25 protein-coding genes are annotated in these 16,799 nt (G+C 69.3%); 5 read left to right on the top strand and 20 right to left on the bottom strand.

The genetic code is table 11. The features are described 5' to 3' along the window. The 3 genes from ACWC24_RS07615 to ACWC24_RS07605 form a co-directional block, all read right to left on the bottom strand. A partial coding sequence (locus ACWC24_RS07615) for a chromosome segregation SMC family protein (RefSeq protein WP_450661898.1) occupies nt 1-1,868 on the bottom strand: 1,868 nt, incomplete at its 3' end. Between the two features lie 244 nt (nt 1,869-2,112). Next, nucleotides 2,113-2,316 carry a hypothetical protein gene (locus tag ACWC24_RS07610; RefSeq protein WP_020942469.1) on the bottom strand — a complete coding sequence of 68 codons (204 nt, stop codon included), beginning with the start codon at nt 2,314-2,316 and terminating at the stop codon, nt 2,113-2,115. A 381-nt stretch (nt 2,317-2,697) separates the two neighbouring features. Then, nucleotides 2,698-2,979, bottom strand: a complete 282-nt coding sequence (locus tag ACWC24_RS07605; RefSeq protein WP_450661897.1) for an acylphosphatase — start codon at nt 2,977-2,979, stop codon at nt 2,698-2,700. A 658-nt stretch (nt 2,980-3,637) separates the two neighbouring features. Here ACWC24_RS07605 and ACWC24_RS07600 point away from each other — a divergent pair. Then, the gene (locus tag ACWC24_RS07600) at nt 3,638-4,699 is read left to right on the top strand and encodes a CAP domain-containing protein (RefSeq protein ID WP_450661981.1); all 1,062 of its coding nucleotides are present in this window, start codon (nt 3,638-3,640) and stop codon (nt 4,697-4,699) included. Between the two features lie 20 nt (nt 4,700-4,719). Here the strand turns inward: ACWC24_RS07600 and ACWC24_RS07595 are convergent, their stop codons facing one another. The 15 genes from ACWC24_RS07595 to ACWC24_RS07525 all read right to left on the bottom strand — a co-directional run bounded on the left by ACWC24_RS07595 (nt 4,720) and on the right by ACWC24_RS07525 (nt 12,075). Continuing rightward, nucleotides 4,720-5,958 (bottom strand): tyrosine-type recombinase/integrase, encoded by a 1,239-nt coding sequence (locus ACWC24_RS07595; RefSeq protein WP_450661896.1) that lies wholly within the window; start codon nt 5,956-5,958, stop codon nt 4,720-4,722. Beyond that, nucleotides 5,958-6,155 (bottom strand): helix-turn-helix transcriptional regulator, encoded by a 198-nt coding sequence (locus ACWC24_RS07590; RefSeq protein ID WP_450661895.1) that lies wholly within the window; start codon nt 6,153-6,155, stop codon nt 5,958-5,960. The genes ACWC24_RS07595 and ACWC24_RS07590 overlap by 1 nt, the downstream gene beginning before the upstream one ends. A gap of 2 nt (nt 6,156-6,157) precedes the next feature. Continuing rightward, nucleotides 6,158-7,546 (bottom strand): replication initiator protein RepSA, encoded by a 1,389-nt coding sequence (gene repSA / locus ACWC24_RS07585; protein WP_450661894.1) that lies wholly within the window; start codon nt 7,544-7,546, stop codon nt 6,158-6,160. Beyond that, nucleotides 7,543-7,782 (bottom strand): hypothetical protein, encoded by a 240-nt coding sequence (locus ACWC24_RS07580; protein WP_450661893.1) that lies wholly within the window; start codon nt 7,780-7,782, stop codon nt 7,543-7,545. Before ACWC24_RS07580 ends, repSA begins: the two co-directional genes overlap by 4 nt. Before the next feature lie 5 nt (nt 7,783-7,787). Continuing rightward, on the bottom strand, nt 7,788-7,970 hold the full coding sequence (locus tag ACWC24_RS07575) for a hypothetical protein (RefSeq protein ID WP_450661892.1): 183 nt from the start codon (nt 7,968-7,970) through the stop codon (nt 7,788-7,790). 92 nt (nt 7,971-8,062) lie between these two features. After that, a complete protein-coding gene (locus ACWC24_RS07570; RefSeq protein WP_450661891.1) occupies nt 8,063-8,299 on the bottom strand; it encodes a hypothetical protein in 237 nt (78 codons plus the stop codon). A 1-nt stretch (nt 8,300) separates the two neighbouring features. Beyond that, complete coding sequence (locus ACWC24_RS07565) at nt 8,301-8,612, bottom strand: SpdD protein (RefSeq protein WP_450661890.1); 312 nt, start codon at nt 8,610-8,612, stop codon at nt 8,301-8,303. Nucleotides 8,613-8,634: 22 nt separating this feature from the next. After that, complete coding sequence (locus tag ACWC24_RS07560; protein WP_450661889.1) at nt 8,635-8,790, bottom strand: hypothetical protein; 156 nt, start codon at nt 8,788-8,790, stop codon at nt 8,635-8,637. 13 nt (nt 8,791-8,803) lie between these two features. Then, nucleotides 8,804-8,992, bottom strand: a complete 189-nt coding sequence (locus ACWC24_RS07555; RefSeq protein ID WP_450661888.1) for a mobile element transfer protein — start codon at nt 8,990-8,992, stop codon at nt 8,804-8,806. Nucleotides 8,993-8,994: 2 nt separating this feature from the next. Continuing rightward, nucleotides 8,995-9,174: a hypothetical protein gene (locus ACWC24_RS07550; RefSeq protein WP_450661887.1), complete on the bottom strand. Its 180-nt coding sequence runs from the start codon at nt 9,172-9,174 to the stop codon at nt 8,995-8,997. Between the two features lie 20 nt (nt 9,175-9,194). Continuing rightward, entirely contained in the window at nt 9,195-9,860 is a 666-nt protein-coding gene (locus ACWC24_RS07545; RefSeq protein ID WP_450661886.1) for a DUF2637 domain-containing protein, read from the bottom strand. An 83-nt stretch (nt 9,861-9,943) separates the two neighbouring features. After that, nucleotides 9,944-10,111: a hypothetical protein gene (locus ACWC24_RS07540; protein WP_450661885.1), complete on the bottom strand. Its 168-nt coding sequence runs from the start codon at nt 10,109-10,111 to the stop codon at nt 9,944-9,946. Between the two features lie 2 nt (nt 10,112-10,113). Then, nucleotides 10,114-10,320, bottom strand: a complete 207-nt coding sequence (locus ACWC24_RS07535; protein ID WP_450661884.1) for a hypothetical protein — start codon at nt 10,318-10,320, stop codon at nt 10,114-10,116. An 85-nt stretch (nt 10,321-10,405) separates the two neighbouring features. Beyond that, a complete protein-coding gene (locus ACWC24_RS07530) occupies nt 10,406-11,743 on the bottom strand; it encodes an FtsK/SpoIIIE domain-containing protein (protein ID WP_450661883.1) in 1,338 nt (445 codons plus the stop codon). A 2-nt stretch (nt 11,744-11,745) separates the two neighbouring features. Continuing rightward, nucleotides 11,746-12,075, bottom strand: a complete 330-nt coding sequence (locus ACWC24_RS07525) for an SCO3933 family regulatory protein (RefSeq protein WP_450661882.1) — start codon at nt 12,073-12,075, stop codon at nt 11,746-11,748. Nucleotides 12,076-12,266: 191 nt separating this feature from the next. Here ACWC24_RS07525 and ACWC24_RS07520 point away from each other — a divergent pair, with 191 nt between their 5' ends. The 4 genes from ACWC24_RS07520 (at nt 12,267) to ACWC24_RS07505 (ending at nt 15,600) form a co-directional block, all read left to right on the top strand. Continuing rightward, nucleotides 12,267-12,587, top strand: coding sequence for a putative quinol monooxygenase (locus ACWC24_RS07520; protein ID WP_450661881.1), 321 nt, complete (start codon nt 12,267-12,269; stop codon nt 12,585-12,587). After that, complete coding sequence (locus tag ACWC24_RS07515; protein WP_450661880.1) at nt 12,584-13,819, top strand: helix-turn-helix domain-containing protein; 1,236 nt, start codon at nt 12,584-12,586, stop codon at nt 13,817-13,819. The genes ACWC24_RS07520 and ACWC24_RS07515 overlap by 4 nt, the downstream gene beginning before the upstream one ends. A gap of 526 nt (nt 13,820-14,345) precedes the next feature. Then, entirely contained in the window at nt 14,346-14,714 is a 369-nt protein-coding gene (locus ACWC24_RS07510; RefSeq protein WP_450661879.1) for a hypothetical protein, read from the top strand. A gap of 364 nt (nt 14,715-15,078) precedes the next feature. Further along, a complete protein-coding gene (locus ACWC24_RS07505) occupies nt 15,079-15,600 on the top strand; it encodes a hypothetical protein (RefSeq protein ID WP_450661878.1) in 522 nt (173 codons plus the stop codon). A 188-nt stretch (nt 15,601-15,788) separates the two neighbouring features. On the opposite strand, the gene ACWC24_RS07500 is transcribed toward ACWC24_RS07505, so the two are convergent. Next, nucleotides 15,789-16,202: a DUF7144 family membrane protein gene (locus tag ACWC24_RS07500; RefSeq protein WP_450661877.1), complete on the bottom strand. Its 414-nt coding sequence runs from the start codon at nt 16,200-16,202 to the stop codon at nt 15,789-15,791. 117 nt (nt 16,203-16,319) lie between these two features. Beyond that, nucleotides 16,320-16,697 carry a flavodoxin domain-containing protein gene (locus ACWC24_RS07495; RefSeq protein ID WP_450661876.1) on the bottom strand — a complete coding sequence of 126 codons (378 nt, stop codon included), beginning with the start codon at nt 16,695-16,697 and terminating at the stop codon, nt 16,320-16,322. Nucleotides 16,698-16,799: the final 102 nt, after the last annotated feature.

The raw sequence follows: 16,799 nt of genomic DNA, 5'->3' as shown, positions 1-16,799 counted from the left end.
TGAGGCGCTGGTCCCTCGCCGTGAAGTGCCGGTACGTCGTCGTGAGGCGCTGGTCCCTCGCCGTGAAGTGCCGGTACGTCGTCGTGAGGCGCTGGTCCCTCGCCGTGAAGTGCCGGTACGTCGTCGTGAGGCGCTGGTACGTCGTCGGGGGCGCCGCCGAGCAGCAGTGCGGCCCGTCCCGCGTCCTGCTCGCGCAGCAGGCGGATGGCGTCGGCGGCCGCGGCGGGGCCGCTCGCTGCGAGGGCGTCGGCGGCGGCCCCGAGGGCGGCGGCGAGCGCGACCTCGTGTCCCGGGGCGACCGTCAGCAGTTCGGCGGCCGGGCCCAGCAGGCCGGTCAGCCGGTCCTTCGCCCCCAGCAGCGCGCCGGTGCCGTCCTTGCGGCGCAGCCCCAGGGCGAGGGCCTCGTGGCGGGCCCGGGTCGCGGCCCGGCTGCGCTCCGCCGCGCCGGCCGCCTCGCGGGCCTCGGTCAGGGCGGCCTCGGCCCCCGCGAGCTGCTTCTTCGCCGCGTCGTGCCGACCTGCGAGTTCGGCGTCGTCGGCGTCGAGCCCGTCCACCTCGGCCTTGAGCGCCTCGTACTCCTCCTGCGCGGTGACGGCCCGTTCCTGCGCCTCGTCCCGCGCCGCGGCGAGCCGGTCGATCTCGGCCTGGGCCGAGGCGGCACGCGAACGGGCCGCGTTGACCTGGCCGTTCAGCCGGGCCAGCCCCTCCCTGCGGTCCGCGATGGCACGCGCGACGTCCTTCAGGCGCCGTTCCTCGACCGCGAGTTCGCGTTCCAGTTCCGCGCGGTGGGCCACGGTGTCGTCCAGGGCGTGCTGCGCCGCCTCCAGGAAGGCCTCCAGCTCGGCCTCCTGCTCACGGATCCGGGCGGCCTCGCGCTCCATGTCCTCGGGGTCTCGGCCGCGCCGTTCGTCCGGGGGCGCGGAGGTCGCGCTCTTCACGCGCGCGTCGGCCAGGGAGACGGTGCCGCGTACCCGCTCGGCGAGCTGGGAGAGTTCGTACCAGGTCTGCTGCGCGCGCTGGAGCCGCGGCGAGAGCCGTCGTACCTCGTCCTCCAGCAGGGCCTCGCGCTGGAGCGCCTTCTTCAGTTCCTGGTCGGCGGCCTCCTTGCGTTCCTTCAGCGCGGCCTCGTCGGCGACCTCGGCGTCGAGCGCCTCACGCATCCGTACGAGATCGTCGGCCAGCAGCCGAAGGCGCGCGTCGCGCAGGTCCGCCTGGATCACCGCGGCCCGGCGCGCGACCGCGGCCTGCCGGCCCAGGGGCTTGAGCTGTCTGCGCAGTTCGTCCGTCAGGTCCTGCACGCGCGCGAGGTTGGCCTGCATCGCGTCCAGTTTCCGCAGCGCCTTCTCCTTGCGCTTGCGGTGCTTGAGGACGCCCGCGGCCTCCTCGATGAAGGCCCGGCGGCCCATGGGGTCGGCGTGCAGGACGGAGTCGAGCTGGCCCTGGCCGACGATGACGTGCATCTCACGGCCGATGCCGGAGTCGGACAGCAGGTCCTGGATGTCCAGGAGACGGCAGGTGTCGCCGTTGATCTGGTACTCGCTGCCCCCGTTGCGGAACATGATCCGCGTGATGGTGACCTCGGCGTACTCGATGGGCAGCGCGCCGTCGGAGTTGTCGATGGTCAGGGACACCTCGGCACGGCCAAGCGGCGGGCGGCCGGTGGTGCCGGCGAAGATGACGTCCTCCATCTTGCCGCCGCGCAGCGACTTGGCGCCCTGCTCGCCCATGACCCAGCTCAGCGCGTCCACGACATTGGACTTTCCCGAGCCGTTCGGCCCCACGACGCACGTGATGCCCGGCTCGAACCGGAGCGTGGTCGCCGAGGCGAACGACTTGAAGCCGCGGAGGGTCAGCGCCTTGAGGTGCACGCCGCTGGACTCTACCTTCCGGTGATGTCTCACTCCATGAACCCGCGGTTTCACCCATGAACGTGCAGGGCACACCAGACGTTAAAGACGGTGAAAGGATGCGCGGGGGCAAGGATGCGGGGGCATACGGGGACCGGGGGAAAGAAAGAAGGGACGCCGAAGCGTCCCTTGCAAACTCTGACAACTTAGCGGTTGATACGGGCAGCCCAACCACTGCGTGCGCTTTTGTGGAGCAGTGCAGCGATCAGGTGAGCGCAGGCTCCGCCTGGTGTGCGTCGATGCTCTCCATGATCCTGTCGTGAGAAGCGGCAGCCGTCAGCGCCTCGTTCTCGGCCTGGATCCGTCCGAGCTCGGATTCCAGGTCCTGTACGCGCTGCTGGAGCCGTCGCATCTCGGCGAGGAGTCGAGGGTCGGAGCCGCCGACGTAACCGAGAAGCGCCTTTGCCATGATGGATGGTCCTCCACACTGAGTGACCGACCGAAGCGGTGTGGGTCGTGAGGGATTCGCACCCGCGGTGCTTGGCACTCTTGAGTTGGTGCTGCCGTTCATCCATGCCAAACAGCTAAGGTGCGCGGGGCTTTCAGCGTCTCACCAAAAAGTTTGACGGTCAACACGATCACGCCCCGTATTGGCGGGCATCCCGGCGGCAGGCGGCCTGGAAACGGCCGTGCTGCGACTCCTGCGGGGCCCTCGGGGCGTGGCGATCATCCTTACGTGCGGAGCCTGCCACCACAAGCCGTTCTTGGCAACCACCAGGAGCTTTCTGCTTCGGGCAGGTGCCCGTGGCATATCACTCCGCTTCCACCTGGGCTTCCGTGCCGAGCGGAGTCAGCGGATGGCGAAGCCGTCGTAGCCGCCGCGGGGTGTGTCCCACATCTCGGTGACACCGGTGACGTTCCCGGGCGTGTCGTCTCCCCGGAGCCAGTCGAGGAGTCCCTCGCACCCCGGACGCGACCCTTCCGCGACGACCTGCACCCGTCCGTCGCCCAAATTGAGAGCAAAGCCACTCAGGCCGCCGATCTCAAGGGCCTTGGCCCGGGTGAACCATCGGAAACCCACACCTTGTACCCGCCCACGCACCCAGGCGACCAGCCGCACATCCTCGCTCATGACTGCAACCTAACCGGCCAATGTCCCTGGGGGCACTTCCTCCCCGTGCGTCATGCGGTACCGTCCCCACCCAATGAATCTCATATGAAACTCACTCGTTGGAGTGAGTCGGGCCGTCCAGGACATGCGGGAAACCGCCAGGTCGGCCGCCTGGACTCGGGACAGGCTCGGGTCGACCAGGTGGACGAGCAAGGACGAGGAAGGCAAGGACATGGGACGCCACGGACGCTCCGCCACGGGCCACGCCGCGGAGGTCATGGAGGCGCACGACCCCTCCATAGCCGGCTGGGGCGACCGCGGCCCGCAGGACTCGTACGGCGACGCCCCGACGACCATGGGCACCGCGCCCTACCTCGGCCGCGACCCGCACGACTCGTACGGCTCGCACCACTCGTACGGCTCGTACGACTCCTACAGCTCGTACGACTCCTACGGCGACGCCCCGACCGCGATGGGCACGGCGCCCTATCTGAACCCCGTCGCCCACACCGGGACCACCGCACACGGCGATGCCCATCCCTACGCGCCGCAGGACGGCGGCGCGTGGCCCGGCGAAACCATGACGTTCCCGTCGGTCACCTCTGACGGGTACGGGCACGAGTACGGGTACGGGTACGGGTACGGAAGCGGGTATGGGCCCGAGTACGGGCACGGAAACATGTACGGAAGCACGTACAGCCACCCCGTGCTGGACGACCGCGTCACCCACGACAGCCGCCCGGTCCACGAGAACCGCCCCGTCCGCCCCGTCCGCGACGAGCGTCCCGTCCACGAGGAGCGCCCCGCCCCCGAAGGCCGCCAGGTCCGCGACCCCCGCTTCCCCCGCGACGCCGCCTTCACCCGCAGCTTCCTGTCCGACGGCTTCACGCCCGACGAAGGCGTACGACGCTCGGGGCGCCGCCGCAAGAAGCGCGCCGCGACCCCGGTGCGCAGCGGGCTGCTCGGCGTCTCGGCCGCGGTGGCCCTGGGCACCGTCGCGGTCGCCACCGGTGTGGTGCCCGGCCTGGAGAACTACCGGCTCGGCGGCGGCACCAGCGGCAGCGACAACGTGCAGGCCGCCGGCTCCCCGTCCAACTCCGCGACGGAGCAGGGCGGCACGTCCGGCGCCGCGGCCGACCGCGACGACTCCACGGCGGCCAGCCGCGACTCCCAGCGGGCGAGCGCGCCGTCGGCGTCCGCCCCGACGGCACCGGCCACCCCGAAGCCCAGCGCGACGCCGAGCACCACGCCCTCGAAGGCGCCGACGGCGGACCCCGGCACCGCCGAGACCACCCCGTCGCAGGAACCGACGACGGCCACCAAGGCGCCGAAGGAGTCCAGCTCCGCGGTGACGGTCTCCGCCGAGGCACAGGCCGAGGCGGAGGTGCTGAAGCTCGTCAACGAGGAGCGGGCGAAGGTCGGCTGCAGCGCCGTGACGGCGAGCGGCGATCTGACGAAGCTGGCCGAGGCTTTCAGCGAGGACATGGCCCAGCGCGACTTCTTCGACCACACCGACCCGGACGGCGCCACGCCATGGGACCGGGCGGAGAAGGCGGGCATCAGCAACCTCGGCGGCGAGAACATCGCGCGGGGCCAGGCGGACGCCGAGGCCGTCATGGAAGCCTGGATGAACAGCCCCGGCCACCGGGCCAACATCCTGAACTGCGACTTCAACACGCTGGGCGTGGGAGTGCACTTCGGCGAGGGCGGCCCTTGGTGGACCCAGGACTTCGGCTACTGAGATAACCGCAGGTCAGAGCCCTAGAAACCGTCTGGGGCCGTCTCGGGGCCGTCAGCCAGAGGTTCCTCCGAGAAGACGCGGTCCACGGCGGCCCGAGTGCGGGTTCCGCTGGACGGCATCAGGTGGGTGTACGTCCGCAGCGTGAACCCGGGATCGTGGTGACCGAGGTACTCACTGAGTGCCTTGATGCTCTCCCCCGCGTCCAAGAGCACCGAGGCGTAGAAGTGCCTCAGCGCGTGCATCCCGTTGTCCCGCCCGGTCTCGACCTCGGCCGCCCGGAGCGCCGGCCGCCATACTCGGTCGTTGAAGCGGTTACGGTCGAGCGGCAGTCCCGCGGGGCCCGTAAAGAACAGGGACGCCGTCACAGGCGGACCGTCGAGGGTCTTCCACGGCAGAGTGATCCGTACCGCCGGGTAGCGCTTCACATGCTCGGTCAGCGCGCGAGCCACCGAGGCAGGCAACGGCACGTCCCGTTCCTTGCCGCCTTTAGGCGGAGCGAAGACCGGCCGGTGCTGTTGCAACAGCTTGACTTGCCGCACGACGTGCAGCGTCCCGTTGGCGAAGTCCACGTCTTCCACCGCCAGGCCGAACGTCTCTCCCTGCCTCAGCCCGCAGCCGGCAGCAAGGTTGACGAGAGCGGCGTAGCGCTTCGGGAGCCCCGAGCGAACCGCCATCAGGCGTTCGGCAGGCCACGGCTTCACCTTGCGAGGTTCAAGCCGAGGTGCCTTGACGGACCGAGCACGGCACGGGTTCTCCCTGATCACCCGGTCCTCGACTGCGGCGGTGAACACCGTGGAGACGTGAGCGAAGATGCCGCGGCGGTAGCCGGCGGAGAGTCCCCGGTCCTCCAGCGCTCGCAACCAGGCCCTCAGGTGCGACGGAGTGAACGACCCCATCGGTCGCGTGCCCAGATGCGGGATCGCATGGAGCTTTAAGCGGCTCTCCACCGACTCTCGGGTGAGCGGGTCAGTAATCTGAGTGGTCATCCACTGCGTCGTGTACTGCTCAAACGTCACCTTGCCTGCATCAGGGGCGACGTAGTCACCGCGCGACATGTCGGCTTCGATGTTGGCCAGCCAGCGTTCGGCGTCGCGCTTCTTGCGGTCGGGGAAGCTCTTGGACTTCTCGGAGCCGTCAGGGCCGATGTACCGGGCACGGTAACGGAGGCCGATGCCGTGCCGGTCGGTCTTGACCCTGCTGGTCTTTCCGTCCGAGCCGGTCTCGGTCTTGTACCAGCGGTCTTGAATGTGGCCGGCCATCAGGCAGCCTCCCCGAACTGGGAGTCCACCCAGGCCCGCACGTCGCTCGGGTCGAAGCGGAGGTGCCGGCCGACCCTGAAACCGCGGGGGCCGGTGCGCTTACGTCGCCACTGGTACACCGTTTCGACGCTGGGCAGTTCGAACATCTCGACCAGGTCCTCAGGGGTCAAGAACCTGTTCGGCAGCTCTGAGGTCATGGTCAGCACTCCCCTTCGTCAGCCACCAGGGCGGGTAGTTCTTCGCGGGCGGTTTCGCGGTTGTGCTGGATGTCGCGGCGGATGTTGGCGGCGAGCCAGGATTCACCGGGTGTGTGGCCGTGGCCGGCGTAGGTCCAGTGGGCGAGGGTCAGGGTGGTTGCCTCCGGGTCGTCGGGGTCGGGCAAGCCGAGGGCGGCGCGTTGCTGGGTGGCGCGGTAGTCGGCGCGGGTCTGCCGCAGGGCGCCGAGGGTGGTGGAGTAGCGGCGGGACTTGGTGGAGAAGTGGCCGCGGAAGCCGAGCATGTGAGCCCAGTCCCGCAACTTCCGGTCGGGGTAGAGCGGGTGCAGGTCGAGGCAGGCGGTGATGAGCCGGGCCGGGTGGTCGGGGACGTCGAGGAGGGCGAGCACTTCGACGTTGCCGATGCGGCGGTCGACGGTGCCGGTGGTCTCGGCTGCCTTGGTGGCGTACTTGGCGACGTAGGAAGCCACGGCCTGTTCGGTGATGTCTTCGCCGTGGCCGAAGGCGCCGATCGGCTGGACGTCGAGCTGTGTGCCCCAGCGCAGCGTGCGGGCCGGCTCGTCTCCGGCCGGGGCGACGTCGACCACGACACGCGCGGCAGCCGCATGGATGGCGTCGGTGAGCAGGTCGAGAGTGGCCCAGGCCGGCGGCGGCGAGTCGGGCCCTCCGGGACCGTCGAAGCGGATCACGGCATGGAAGTGCACGGCGCCGCGTTTCTGGTATTCGGCGACCTTGCCGAAGGCGACGCGGGACTGCGCGTGGGCTTCTCTCTGGGTGAGGCCGGCGCGGCGGGCGATCTCGCGGCGCAGGTAGATCGTGAAGTAGCGCCACAGGTCTGAGGCGTGGTTGTTCCACAGCACAGCGCCCGCGTAGTCGTAGGTGTCGGGGTCGAGCGGGGTGCCGAGTTCGGGCGCGTCCTCACTGTGGCGGGTGCCGCAGCGGCAGGGCCGCGTACCGAGCCGGTTGTGGACGGGTCCGAACGAGGGTGCGGTGAGGGTGGCGAAGACCCGCGGGTGGTCGCGGATCGTTGCCGGGGTGCCTTTGTCGGGGTCGCCGACGAGTCCGGCGCGGATGAGGTGGTAGGTGTCGCCTGCGTAGGTCCAGGCGCAGGACGGGCAGCGGGAGGCGCGGCGGTTGCCGCAGGCGATGCGTAACCGGCCGCCGGGTTCGGTGTCGGTCGAGTAGTGGTGCAGGACGTGTCCGGTGGCGCGGTCGCGGGTGACGGTGGCGCCTTGCAGGTGGATGGGGTCGGAGCAGCCGCCGGTGCGGCGGATCTGGTCCTGGATGCGGTCGAAGCCGGTGGACCCGGCCAGCCTCAGCACGTCGGTGAGGGTGGCCGGGTCCAGGCCCGCCGCGGTGGCGGGGTTGGTCATCGGCGTCCCCCTCGGTGGGCGGGGCCGTGGTTGTTGGTGTAGTCATCGACCAGGGCGTGGACCTTGTCGATGCCTCGGGCGGTGTCGGACTCGCCGCAGGTGCCGCAGGTGTAGGAGCCGGTCGGCGTGGACGCGGTGGCGTTCCACCAGCGGGCGGGGTCGTCGTGCTTGCGGTAGATCGGCTCGGCACTGACGTGCAGGCCAGGGCGGTCCTTGCTCGGGGTCAGGTCTCCCATGCCGGTCACCTCCCGGCCCGGACGAAGTCGGGGGTGCGGCGGGCGGTGCCGGTGCCGTGGCAGGCCCGGCAGGTGACGCGGAGGGTGGTGCGGGAGCCGTCGCGGTTGCGGGTGCCGGTGGTGATGGCGGCAGTCGCGTGGCCGTCGCAGTCGCGGCAGACGGGCGTGTTCGGGGCGTGCTGGGGCATGATGGGGCTTCCCTTTCGGGTCCGTTGGATCAGGAAGGTGGAGCCGTCCGGGGCGGCGGATACTTGGCGGTAGAGGCCGCCCCGGGCGGGCGTTACTTGCGGCGGTTGCGTCCGCGGGGGATGGGCGGGATGGCGTCGTAGGACTCCTGGCCGGCGCGGAAGTCGCTCAGGTCGGTGACGTCCTTGTCGGTGCCGATCTCACGCATGATCCGGTTCATGGCCTTCGTGTCGCGGTGGCGCTTGGCGATGGCGTAGTCACGACCCAGTTCGGCCATGCGGTCGTCGCGGGCGGGCTCCGGGGTGCTGCTCTTGCGGCTGAAGAGGCCCATGTCAGTGCTTCCTTTCCTGGTTGAGGAGCGAGCGAAGGACCACCGCGCACACGGCCACCGAGGTGGCGGTGATGGCGACGGCGAGGAGCATGGAGACCAGCACCGCTCCGACCACGAGGACGACGGCGGTACCGCCACCGACGAGGGCGAGCGCGGTGCCCGGGGTGAGCTGCACGGCCGGCCGGTTCGACACCGGGGCGGCCGGGACCGAGGCCGGGGCCGAGGGCTGGACAGGTACCGGGGCGGGTGCCGTGGGGGCCGCGGTCGCCGGGGCGGGTGCGGTGTCCTGGGGCGGGTACTTCGGGGTGAACACGGGCTTTCTCCTTTCGGGTGGGTTACTTGACGACCGCGCCGATGGCGGGGCCGATGACGCTGTCGGCGACGAGGTAGCCGCCGAGGAGGAGCACGGCCACCAGCCACCAGGGCGGGCGGACGAGCTTGATGCCGAGGAAGCCGACGGCGAGCAGGGCGAGCCAGAGCGGGACGTCCATCGCGGGTCTCCTGTCAGGCTTTGCAGCGGTGGGTGCGGGCGGCGAGTTCGGCGGCGGACCGGTCGTGGTAGTCGGCGGAGAAGCCGCAGCCGGGGGCGGTGCAGGCGGCGGTGTGCATGTCGCGGCCGCGGCCGTCGAAGTACGTGGCGACCTGTACGGGCCCGATGCGGATCCGGTCGCGGAAGCGGCGGTGGACGCTCACGGTCAGTCCTTTCGTCCGATGAAGTCGTCCGTGTGGTCGGTGAGCCACTGTTGGATCTCGGGGTGTTCGTCGTCGGTGGCCCGGTTGATCGCGGCTTCGGCGACGGCGACGGCTTCGACGAGCCGGTTGTTGCGGGTCAGTTCCGCCGAGCGCTTCAGGGCGGATTCGATGGACGGGCGCATGGTGTGAACCTCCTTGGGTGTCAGATGAGTTGGAGTTCGGCGGTGATGGCGTCGGTCATCGGTGCGGGCAGGCCGAGCCGGGCGGACAGCGCGTCGGCAGGCATCGGGGATCCGGTCGAAGCCTGGTGCGCGTCGGCGATCTTTCGGGCGTGGTCCAGCAGAGCGGCCGGGACCACGGGAGCCGCGGGCGCAGGCTTGGCCGGGGCCGGGGCCGGGGCGAGTTCCGGTGTCGCGGGAGCCGGTACCGGGGCGGGATTGTCGGTGCGGTGGATCTCGACTTCCGGCACGGCGACCGGGGTGTCCACAGGCTGTGGGAGCGGGCTGGTAGTAGGCGAGTGGACCAGGAGGGTTCCGCCGAGGAAGGCGAGGGCGGGCCAGCCGGCGACGAGGATGCACAGCCAGGCGGGCACGTCATGCAGGTCGAGCAGGCCCGCGGTGGCGACGTTCGCGCCGAGCGAGGCGAACAGCGCGATCACGAACCAGGTCCAGGCGGCACCATCTCGCCGGGCCGTGCGCAGTCGGCGCCATGCGGCGACGAGCAGCAGGTCAACCGAGACGGGGTAGGCCCAGGCTTTCCAGCCGCTCTGCCCGGCCGCTTCCGCCAGGTCGTGCAGGTGGGCGAAGGACAGCGCGCCGGCGATCGCAGCTTGGATGAGCACCGGGTCGGGGCGGATCGAGCGGGACATGTGCACCACCTCCCTTCGCAGAGGGGTGTCGGGCCGGGAGCGGGCGGGGAATGCGATCTCCAGCCGCCCGGACCCGGCGGGCTTCAGTCGGGGGCGTTGCCGCTGCCGAGGCAGTTCAGGCACAGGCCCGTCTGCTGGCCGACGGTGCGGCGGTTGCGGCCGACGCGGACGGTGCGGGCAACTTCTCCGGTGCCCTTGCAGACCGGGCAGGGCGCAGGGCGGACAGGCTCCTTGGCAGTCGCGGCCGGCATGGTCACCACCCCGTCCCGGGGTACTGCGGCCCCTGGTCGGGGTCGTAGCCGGGCGGGATCATGCCGGGCGGCATCTCCGGCAGGGACGCCGCGAGCGCGATGCCGGCCACATCGACGAAGTGCAGGTCAGCACCGATGGTGTTGGCGTACAGGGCCAGGTCGCTGAGCAGAGCGACGGTGCGGCGGTAATCGTCCTCAGGCGCGTACATGAGCGGTCTTTCTCCCCTCTTCAGGCATGGAGCGGGTAGGGACCTGGCGCGATGCGGTCGCGCCGACCGGGGTGAAGCAGGCGGATTACTCGGTGACCGGCTCCGGGAGCACCAGCGCGGGACCCTCGGCCGGCTCGCTTGCCGCGGCCGGGCGGAACGGCTCCAGGAACGGCAGGTCCGGGACCAGGTGGGCGAACTCCCGGCAGGTGGCGATCACCTCGTCACGGGAGATCTCCGGGGTGCGGATTTTCGACCAGCCGCCGGAGGAGTCCGCCGCCACCGCGGTGCCGGGGCGTTCCATCGGGATCAGGCTGGCGACCGCGACCGCGTCCGGGGCGACGTCGGCGAGGCCCATCTCAGCGGTCTGTTTGTCGTTGACGCGGTGCACTACACGGCCGGAGAGCTGGGCCCGCAGCATCGTGGCGCCCTTGCCGAGATCGGAGCCGAAGCGCTGCCCGCAGATCTCCAGGTAGATCCCCACCGCACGGGCCATCTGTGCCAGCCGGATCAGCGCCGTGACGATCCTCGTGCGGCGTTCCTCGTCCTCCCGGGCGGAGATCAGGAACAGTTCGGCCACCTCGTCGACCAGGACGACGATCGGGACCGGGCGGATCTTGCCGGGCAGTTCCCACAGGTCCGAGACACCGTGCAGGCTCAGCAGGTCGAAGCGGGTCTCCATCTCCGCCACCAGCACATCCAGCAGCGATGCCGCGTCGTCAGGAGTGGTGACCAGGGCCGACAGGCGGGGCGCGTAGCGGTTCTGTTCGACGCCGCGCTTGCAGTCGATGCCGGCCAGAGCCACCGGCAGTTGCGCCAGGCCCTTGATGAGGTTGCGCTGGTACATCGACTTGCCGGAGGAGTTCGCACCCAGCGTGAGCGCCATGGGCGCCTTACGGTAGTCCCGCTCGAAGGCGGTCCCGTCCTCCCGCAGTGCGACCGGCACGGTCATGCCGTGCGGGCGGGCCTTGCGCGGCATCCGCACCCGGCGCAGCACGTCGTAGCCGGTCATCCGCAGCTCGACGAACCCCGGCTTGGTCTCGACAACCGTCACCGAGTGGACGCCCCAGGCGTGGCGCAGGCGTTCCGAGGAGGCGACCACGTCCGCGGGCTCCAGGCCGGCGGGAAGGCGGAGGGTGACCCGCAGGCCGGTCGAGGTGCCCCGTATTCGGCGGATCTTCGGCGGCACCGGCTGCACCTCACGCCGGGCGACGTTGCGGGTCATGAACGCCCGCAGGCCGGACGGCTGTACCGTCAGCCCGCACACGTCCATCGTCGAGCGGTACGAGAGGGTGAACCGCGCCCAGGTGGCCGGCATCCCGACCAGCGACCAGTACACGCGCGGCGCACGGTACTTCGCGTAGCCGAGACCACCGGCGCCCGCTAAGACACCGGCCGTCTCCACGTACGTCACCAGGTCGCCCATGATCAGGCCGCCGGCGTGATCGCGACCGCACGGAAGCTGATCCCGTGCCGCTTCTGTCCGTTGAACTCGTTCTCCCAGTCACGCGCCTTGAGCCCGATGACCTTCACCGGCATCCCCGGCGCCAGCCCCTCCGGGAACCCCGTCTCCGGGATCGTCACCTGGTACAGGTTCCCCTCCCCCTCGTCCGAGACCAGCAGGCCCACGGTCGAGAGGCTGGCACCGGTCTCCCGGTCCACGGCCCGCTCTCCAGTCTTCTTGTTGGCCATCTTCGGTTCCGGCGCGGTCGCCACGAACACCACGGCGGTCGAAACGTCGATCTTGAAGGACGGCATTATGGAGTCTCCCCTAGTGGGATCAGCCCCGGGCTTCGTTGTGATCTTGGCGGGTGGCACGTAGCCCGGGGCGCCTTTGTGTCCTGACACCATCGAAGCTACTCGCAGAAAAACTGCGAGTCAACAGAAAAGCTGCGACTAGCAGTAGAAGTGCTCCTCTGCGAGACTGAGTGCGACGAGAAGGAGGAGAAATGGCAAACTTTGGGCTGTTTGTTCGCTTCACTCTTCGTGAGGGTGCAGGCGAGGCGTTCGACGCGCTGATCCGGGAGACCGCAGCGGGAATCCAGGCTCACGAGCCCGGAACGCTGGTGTACGCCTGCCACCAGGTCGAAGGCGCGCCGAATGAGCGGGTCTTCTTCGAGCTGTACGCGGATCGCGCCGCGTTCGAGGAGCACGAGCGTCAGCCGCACACACGGCACTTCCTCGCGGAGCGCACCAAGTACGTCGAGAAGACCGAGGTCGACCGGCTTGAGCCGTATGCCGGCAAGTACCCCACTGGAGCCGAGGCGTGACAGGCTCCGACACCAAGGCACTAGGCCAGCGGGTCAAGGAACTTCGCCGCGCCGCGGGTATGTCGCAGAGCGACCTTGCGACCGCCATGACGCGCTCCGAGAGCTGGGTTTCGCAGGTCGAAAGAGGCGTGCAGCCCGTTGAGCGGCTGTCGATCCTTCAAGCTCTCGCCGATGCACTAAACGTGCCCGTGCGAGAGCTGCGTTCAGACGCTGCACCGGTCGAGGATGCCGCGGTGGAGGGGACCTCCCAAAACAACGATCTTGACGGACTCCGCGTAGCCCTTACGGGGCACCCGGCTTTGGGTAGCCTCTTTGCTCAGGCGCCGACTGGGCCGATCCCCACTCTCGCCGACTTCCGACGGCTGGTCGACGAAGCATGGACCCTTGCGCACGCATCGAGCTACGCAGCGCTGAGCGATCACCTTGCCCGGTTGCTCCCGAGCATCGAGACGGCGGTACGCCACGCGCCGGCCAGCGATCGCGGCGAACTTCATGCCCTTCGCGCGAGGGCGTACCAAGTGGCAGCGGCCAGCTTCACCAGGCAGGACCAGGCCGACGCGGCATGGGTCGCTGCGGATCGTGCGCTACAGGCAGCTGAGCTTGCGGGGCAACCCCTTGAGGTCGTTGCGAGCCTGTTCCGCATGGCGCACGCCTTCATGCGGCAGCAGCACATGGAGCAGGCTGAGCAAGCGGCCAAATCTGCCGTGACTGTCATGGAGCCCAGGGCGGAGGCCCCCGCGTGCCCACCGGAAGAGCTATCGCTCCTGGGCGCCATGAACCTGGTTCTCGCCGTGATCAACGCGCGGGAGGGCAACCGGGGAGGGACCCATCAGCACATCGACCGAGCACGAGCGATCGCGGCGCGATTGGGGGAGGACCGCAACGACTTCGACACTGAGTTCGGGCCGACGAACGTCGAGATTCACGCGGTGAGCACGGCAGTCGAGTTGGGAGACGCGGGGCTTGCCCTGGACGTGGCGCATCAGGTTGACGCATCAGGTCTCTCTCCCGAGCGGCAGTCACGTTTCCTTCTTGACGTGGCGCGAGCGCACGCGCAGCGGCGACACGTCGGTGAGGCCACAGCCGCGCTCTTGGAGTCCGAGGCTTTGGCGCCCGAGCAGATCCACGATCACCACTTGGCGCGCGAGATCATCCGCGACTTGGTGCAGCTCTCCGAGCCCCGTGTTCCTGAGTCCCTGCGCGGATTGGCCGAGCGAAGCGCCATCGGCTAGCCGATCTTGTTACAGATTTCTCTACCTCATCAAGCCCCGGCTGCGCTCCGCTCCGCCGGGCGCGCTTCCCGGCTCCGCTGCGGGCGCCGCTCCTGCCTCCGGCCCGCTCCGCCCGCGCTGCGCCGACGCGCGCCCACATGTGGATAGGGCCGTTGGCCATGAGTCGAGCACCGCAGGAACGCGGCAACGGTCCAAGCATGCCTCCGGCGGGGGCGCTCAGGCTCCGAGATGGCGGGGGCGCCGTTCGCGAGCGCCGGCCGAGTGTGGCGTGCGCGGGGTGCTCCCATCCCGTCTGCCGTCGACCCAGGCAGAGCCGAGCAGTCGCGGCCCAGGGCGTCAAGGTCGTTCGTCCGGCAGGGCGCTCCACCTTGACGCCCTGAACCACGCCCGCTCCACGGTGTGTGGGTCGACGGCAGACGGGATGGGAGCTGGGGTGAGTGGTGGGCGAAGTTGTGGATGTGGTTGAGCATTGACCGTTGACCGGCCAGTTCATCTCAGCGGGCACCTGGGCGAGGAGGATAGCCGTATGACCATCTTTCGCTGTGTGAACTGCCAGCAACCTCTGACCAGCGAGGTGATACCGGGGGAACCTCTCCGAGGTCCCGAGCAACCGCCTGGCAACGAGGTCGCTCCGCCGCGGATGAGCCCAGGAACCTTCAAGATCAATTTCGATGCCAGCCTCCTGATCTTGCACCCGGACGACGTTCCTGGGACAGCGTTCCATCCCGATCCTCGGCGCCTCGGTGGTTGCTGCGGTCCCGCTGGCCAGGACGGCCCCAACCTCGTCTGTATCGGCTGCGGCATCGAAGTCGCGACGAAAGAGTCTGACTGCTGGACCGACAACCTCGTAGCATTGATCGCTGCCGCAGCAACCGAAGAGCCAAAGAGCCTGTAGGACTGCGACATCCTCGCGAGCGGCGGTTGACACCAGCGGTTGACACCAACAGGCGCGAACAGTAGCGACCGGCGCCGAACCTTAGTGGACGATCACCCGAGGAACAGACCCGGTTGACCGACATCGACGGTTCCCTGTGATGGACCTGATAAAGATGAGGCCAGACCTCAAAGCCTTGGCCTAGTACGGGCGCCGTCCACACCATCGGCCGGCGCCCGTCGGCTTGACTCGGTCATTGAGATTCCGCCGACCTCACCGCCGCCGTCAGCAAGCGCGACCACGGCCGGTCCTGAATCGAGGTGCCCGGGAAACGTGACCGTGGCACGATGCCGACTCACATCCTTACTGGTGGGGGCGCACGAACATGACCGAAGAGGAAGCGCTGCGACAACTACGACGAGTGGCTCAGGAACGGGCATTGGGCCGTCACGTCGGCTCTGACCGGCTCATCCAAGCGGGGCTTGACGCACTTCTTGCTGGTGTCGACACCCAGTCGATAGCGCTCCTGGCCGGACTGGGACGGCGCGAGGAGCCCGAAGCGTCGGATCTGTTCGATCAGGTCCTAGAAGAGCTGGGTCTGCACTTCGAGACTCCCGCAGACCCGACTGCCGCTTCTTGGGCCCTGATCTACTGGTTGGCGGAGGAGATAGTCGACGGCTCGCTCGATCCCGCCACTGGTGCCGATCAGATCTGGCTAGAGATGCTAACCGAGCTTGATCTCCGTTGGCCCTACCCCGAGGAGCTGCGGCCGATCGCCTTGTGCGCGAGCGATCTAGAGGACTGGAACGAGAGCTGGGATATCTCACTGGACGACCTGAAAGCAAAAGCCTTCCAGGCCGCCCAGCGCCTCCTGCGCGCCCGATCACCGGAAGACTCGGAACGCTGATCCGAATGATCGACATATCGGGGCCAGTCGAGGGCAGGGGCCGTCTCTGGGCCGTGCGGGGGTGCTCAACGATGACCAACGCCGACAACCACCGACAGCTAAGCCGCAGGTCGCAGCGTTGATCGTTCACACGGCCGCAGGTCAGAGACCCGGCCCTTCACTTCTTCGGCTACTGAGACAGTCGAAGGTCAGCGGTCGGCTTCGACCGGAAATCTCGCCAGGGCGAACATGATCAAGAGGTCGAGGACCATCACGAGCATGGCCCACAGCGGGTAGTACGGAACGAACATGAACTGGGTGACCAGGCTGATGCCCGCCACCGCCACGCCCGCGCCGCGGCCCCAGCTCTGGTTCATCAGCACTCCCAGGCCCGCGACGAGGAGCGCCACTCCGACCACGACGTGGATCCAGCCCCACGTGGTCAGATCGAACCGGTAGGCGTACCGGGACGCGGAGAACAGGGTGTCCTGGGCGATGGCGGACGCACCCATGAGAATGCTGAGCGGTCCGCTGAGCGTCAGCACGGCCCCGGCAAACAGGGACACACCGCTGATGTCGGATTCCCCGCGCCCCGGCCGTGTCGTGTTCGGCGTCGCTGTCATGCCGCTGCCTTCCTGTACAGCGCGGTCACCGACGCGCACCGCCTGTGCGCGTCGGCCACGCTCTCCTGACAGGATCAGCGCATTCCCGCGGGACCGCGACCGCGGTCCCGTCCCCGGTCAGGCGGCCGCGCGGCCCTGGAGGAAGGTCCGGGCGGTTTCGGCGACCCGGCGGCCCAGGTGTTCCGCGGTCGCGAGGTCGGCCTTGTGCACGGCTTCCGGGCCCTCGTCGACGTTCGTCTGGGCGGCGGCGCCCGCGAAGACGCCGAGGCGGTTGAGGTCGTACTCGGAGGCCGTGGTGCCCATGCAGGTCGGCGAGCCGAACACGATCGCGTCGGAGCCGTCGAGCGCCTCCCACTGCGCGTCGGTGATCTCGTCGACCTTGATCAGGTACACCTCGGCGCCGGCCCCGGCGGCCCCGGCCCGGACGGCCTCGGCGAGGAGGGCCGTGTGGCCGTAGCCGGAGTGGTAGGCGATGGAGACAACGGGCGTGGTCATGTGGCGTACCCCTGGAAAGACATAGGGATGCCCGGTGGAGCGGCAGCTCAGCTCACGAGCACTGAAAAAGGAACGCACTAACCAGGGGTTAGTGCGATCTGT

The sequence above is a fragment of the Streptomyces sp. NPDC001443 genome (assembly GCF_053597355.1).
Note: the sequence above shows the minus strand (reverse complement) of the source record. Positions and strands in the feature narration are given on the sequence as shown.

What these genes read in the sequence shown, in the direction of transcription:
- ACWC24_RS07580 (WP_450661893.1), bottom strand. Translation starts at nt 7,782, where the DNA reads ATGGGAGACCTGACCCCGAGCAAGGACCGCCCTGGCCTGCACGTCAGT.
- ACWC24_RS07495 (WP_450661876.1), bottom strand. Translation starts at nt 16,697, where the DNA reads ATGACCACGCCCGTTGTCTCCATCGCCTACCACTCCGGCTACGGCCAC.
- ACWC24_RS07575 (WP_450661892.1), bottom strand. Translation starts at nt 7,970, where the DNA reads ATGCCCCAGCACGCCCCGAACACGCCCGTCTGCCGCGACTGCGACGGC.
- ACWC24_RS07595 (WP_450661896.1), bottom strand. Translation starts at nt 5,958, where the DNA reads ATGGCCGGCCACATTCAAGACCGCTGGTACAAGACCGAGACCGGCTCG.
- ACWC24_RS07510 (WP_450661879.1), top strand. Translation starts at nt 14,346, where the DNA reads ATGACCATCTTTCGCTGTGTGAACTGCCAGCAACCTCTGACCAGCGAG.
- ACWC24_RS07520 (WP_450661881.1), top strand. Translation starts at nt 12,267, where the DNA reads ATGGCAAACTTTGGGCTGTTTGTTCGCTTCACTCTTCGTGAGGGTGCA.
- ACWC24_RS07610 (WP_020942469.1), bottom strand. Translation starts at nt 2,316, where the DNA reads ATGGCAAAGGCGCTTCTCGGTTACGTCGGCGGCTCCGACCCTCGACTC.
- ACWC24_RS07550 (WP_450661887.1), bottom strand. Translation starts at nt 9,174, where the DNA reads ATGCGCCCGTCCATCGAATCCGCCCTGAAGCGCTCGGCGGAACTGACC.
- ACWC24_RS07530 (WP_450661883.1), bottom strand. Translation starts at nt 11,743, where the DNA reads ATGGGCGACCTGGTGACGTACGTGGAGACGGCCGGTGTCTTAGCGGGC.
- ACWC24_RS07500 (WP_450661877.1), bottom strand. Translation starts at nt 16,202, where the DNA reads ATGACAGCGACGCCGAACACGACACGGCCGGGGCGCGGGGAATCCGAC.
- ACWC24_RS07605 (WP_450661897.1), bottom strand. Translation starts at nt 2,979, where the DNA reads ATGAGCGAGGATGTGCGGCTGGTCGCCTGGGTGCGTGGGCGGGTACAA.
- ACWC24_RS07560 (WP_450661889.1), bottom strand. Translation starts at nt 8,790, where the DNA reads ATGGACGTCCCGCTCTGGCTCGCCCTGCTCGCCGTCGGCTTCCTCGGC.
- ACWC24_RS07570 (WP_450661891.1), bottom strand. Translation starts at nt 8,299, where the DNA reads ATGGGCCTCTTCAGCCGCAAGAGCAGCACCCCGGAGCCCGCCCGCGAC.
- ACWC24_RS07505 (WP_450661878.1), top strand. Translation starts at nt 15,079, where the DNA reads ATGACCGAAGAGGAAGCGCTGCGACAACTACGACGAGTGGCTCAGGAA.
- ACWC24_RS07540 (WP_450661885.1), bottom strand. Translation starts at nt 10,111, where the DNA reads ATGCCGGCCGCGACTGCCAAGGAGCCTGTCCGCCCTGCGCCCTGCCCG.
- ACWC24_RS07545 (WP_450661886.1), bottom strand. Translation starts at nt 9,860, where the DNA reads ATGTCCCGCTCGATCCGCCCCGACCCGGTGCTCATCCAAGCTGCGATC.
- repSA (WP_450661894.1), bottom strand. Translation starts at nt 7,546, where the DNA reads ATGACCAACCCCGCCACCGCGGCGGGCCTGGACCCGGCCACCCTCACC.
- ACWC24_RS07600 (WP_450661981.1), top strand. Translation starts at nt 3,638, where the DNA reads ATGTACGGAAGCACGTACAGCCACCCCGTGCTGGACGACCGCGTCACC.
- ACWC24_RS07535 (WP_450661884.1), bottom strand. Translation starts at nt 10,320, where the DNA reads ATGTACGCGCCTGAGGACGATTACCGCCGCACCGTCGCTCTGCTCAGC.
- ACWC24_RS07525 (WP_450661882.1), bottom strand. Translation starts at nt 12,075, where the DNA reads ATGCCGTCCTTCAAGATCGACGTTTCGACCGCCGTGGTGTTCGTGGCG.
- ACWC24_RS07590 (WP_450661895.1), bottom strand. Translation starts at nt 6,155, where the DNA reads ATGACCTCAGAGCTGCCGAACAGGTTCTTGACCCCTGAGGACCTGGTC.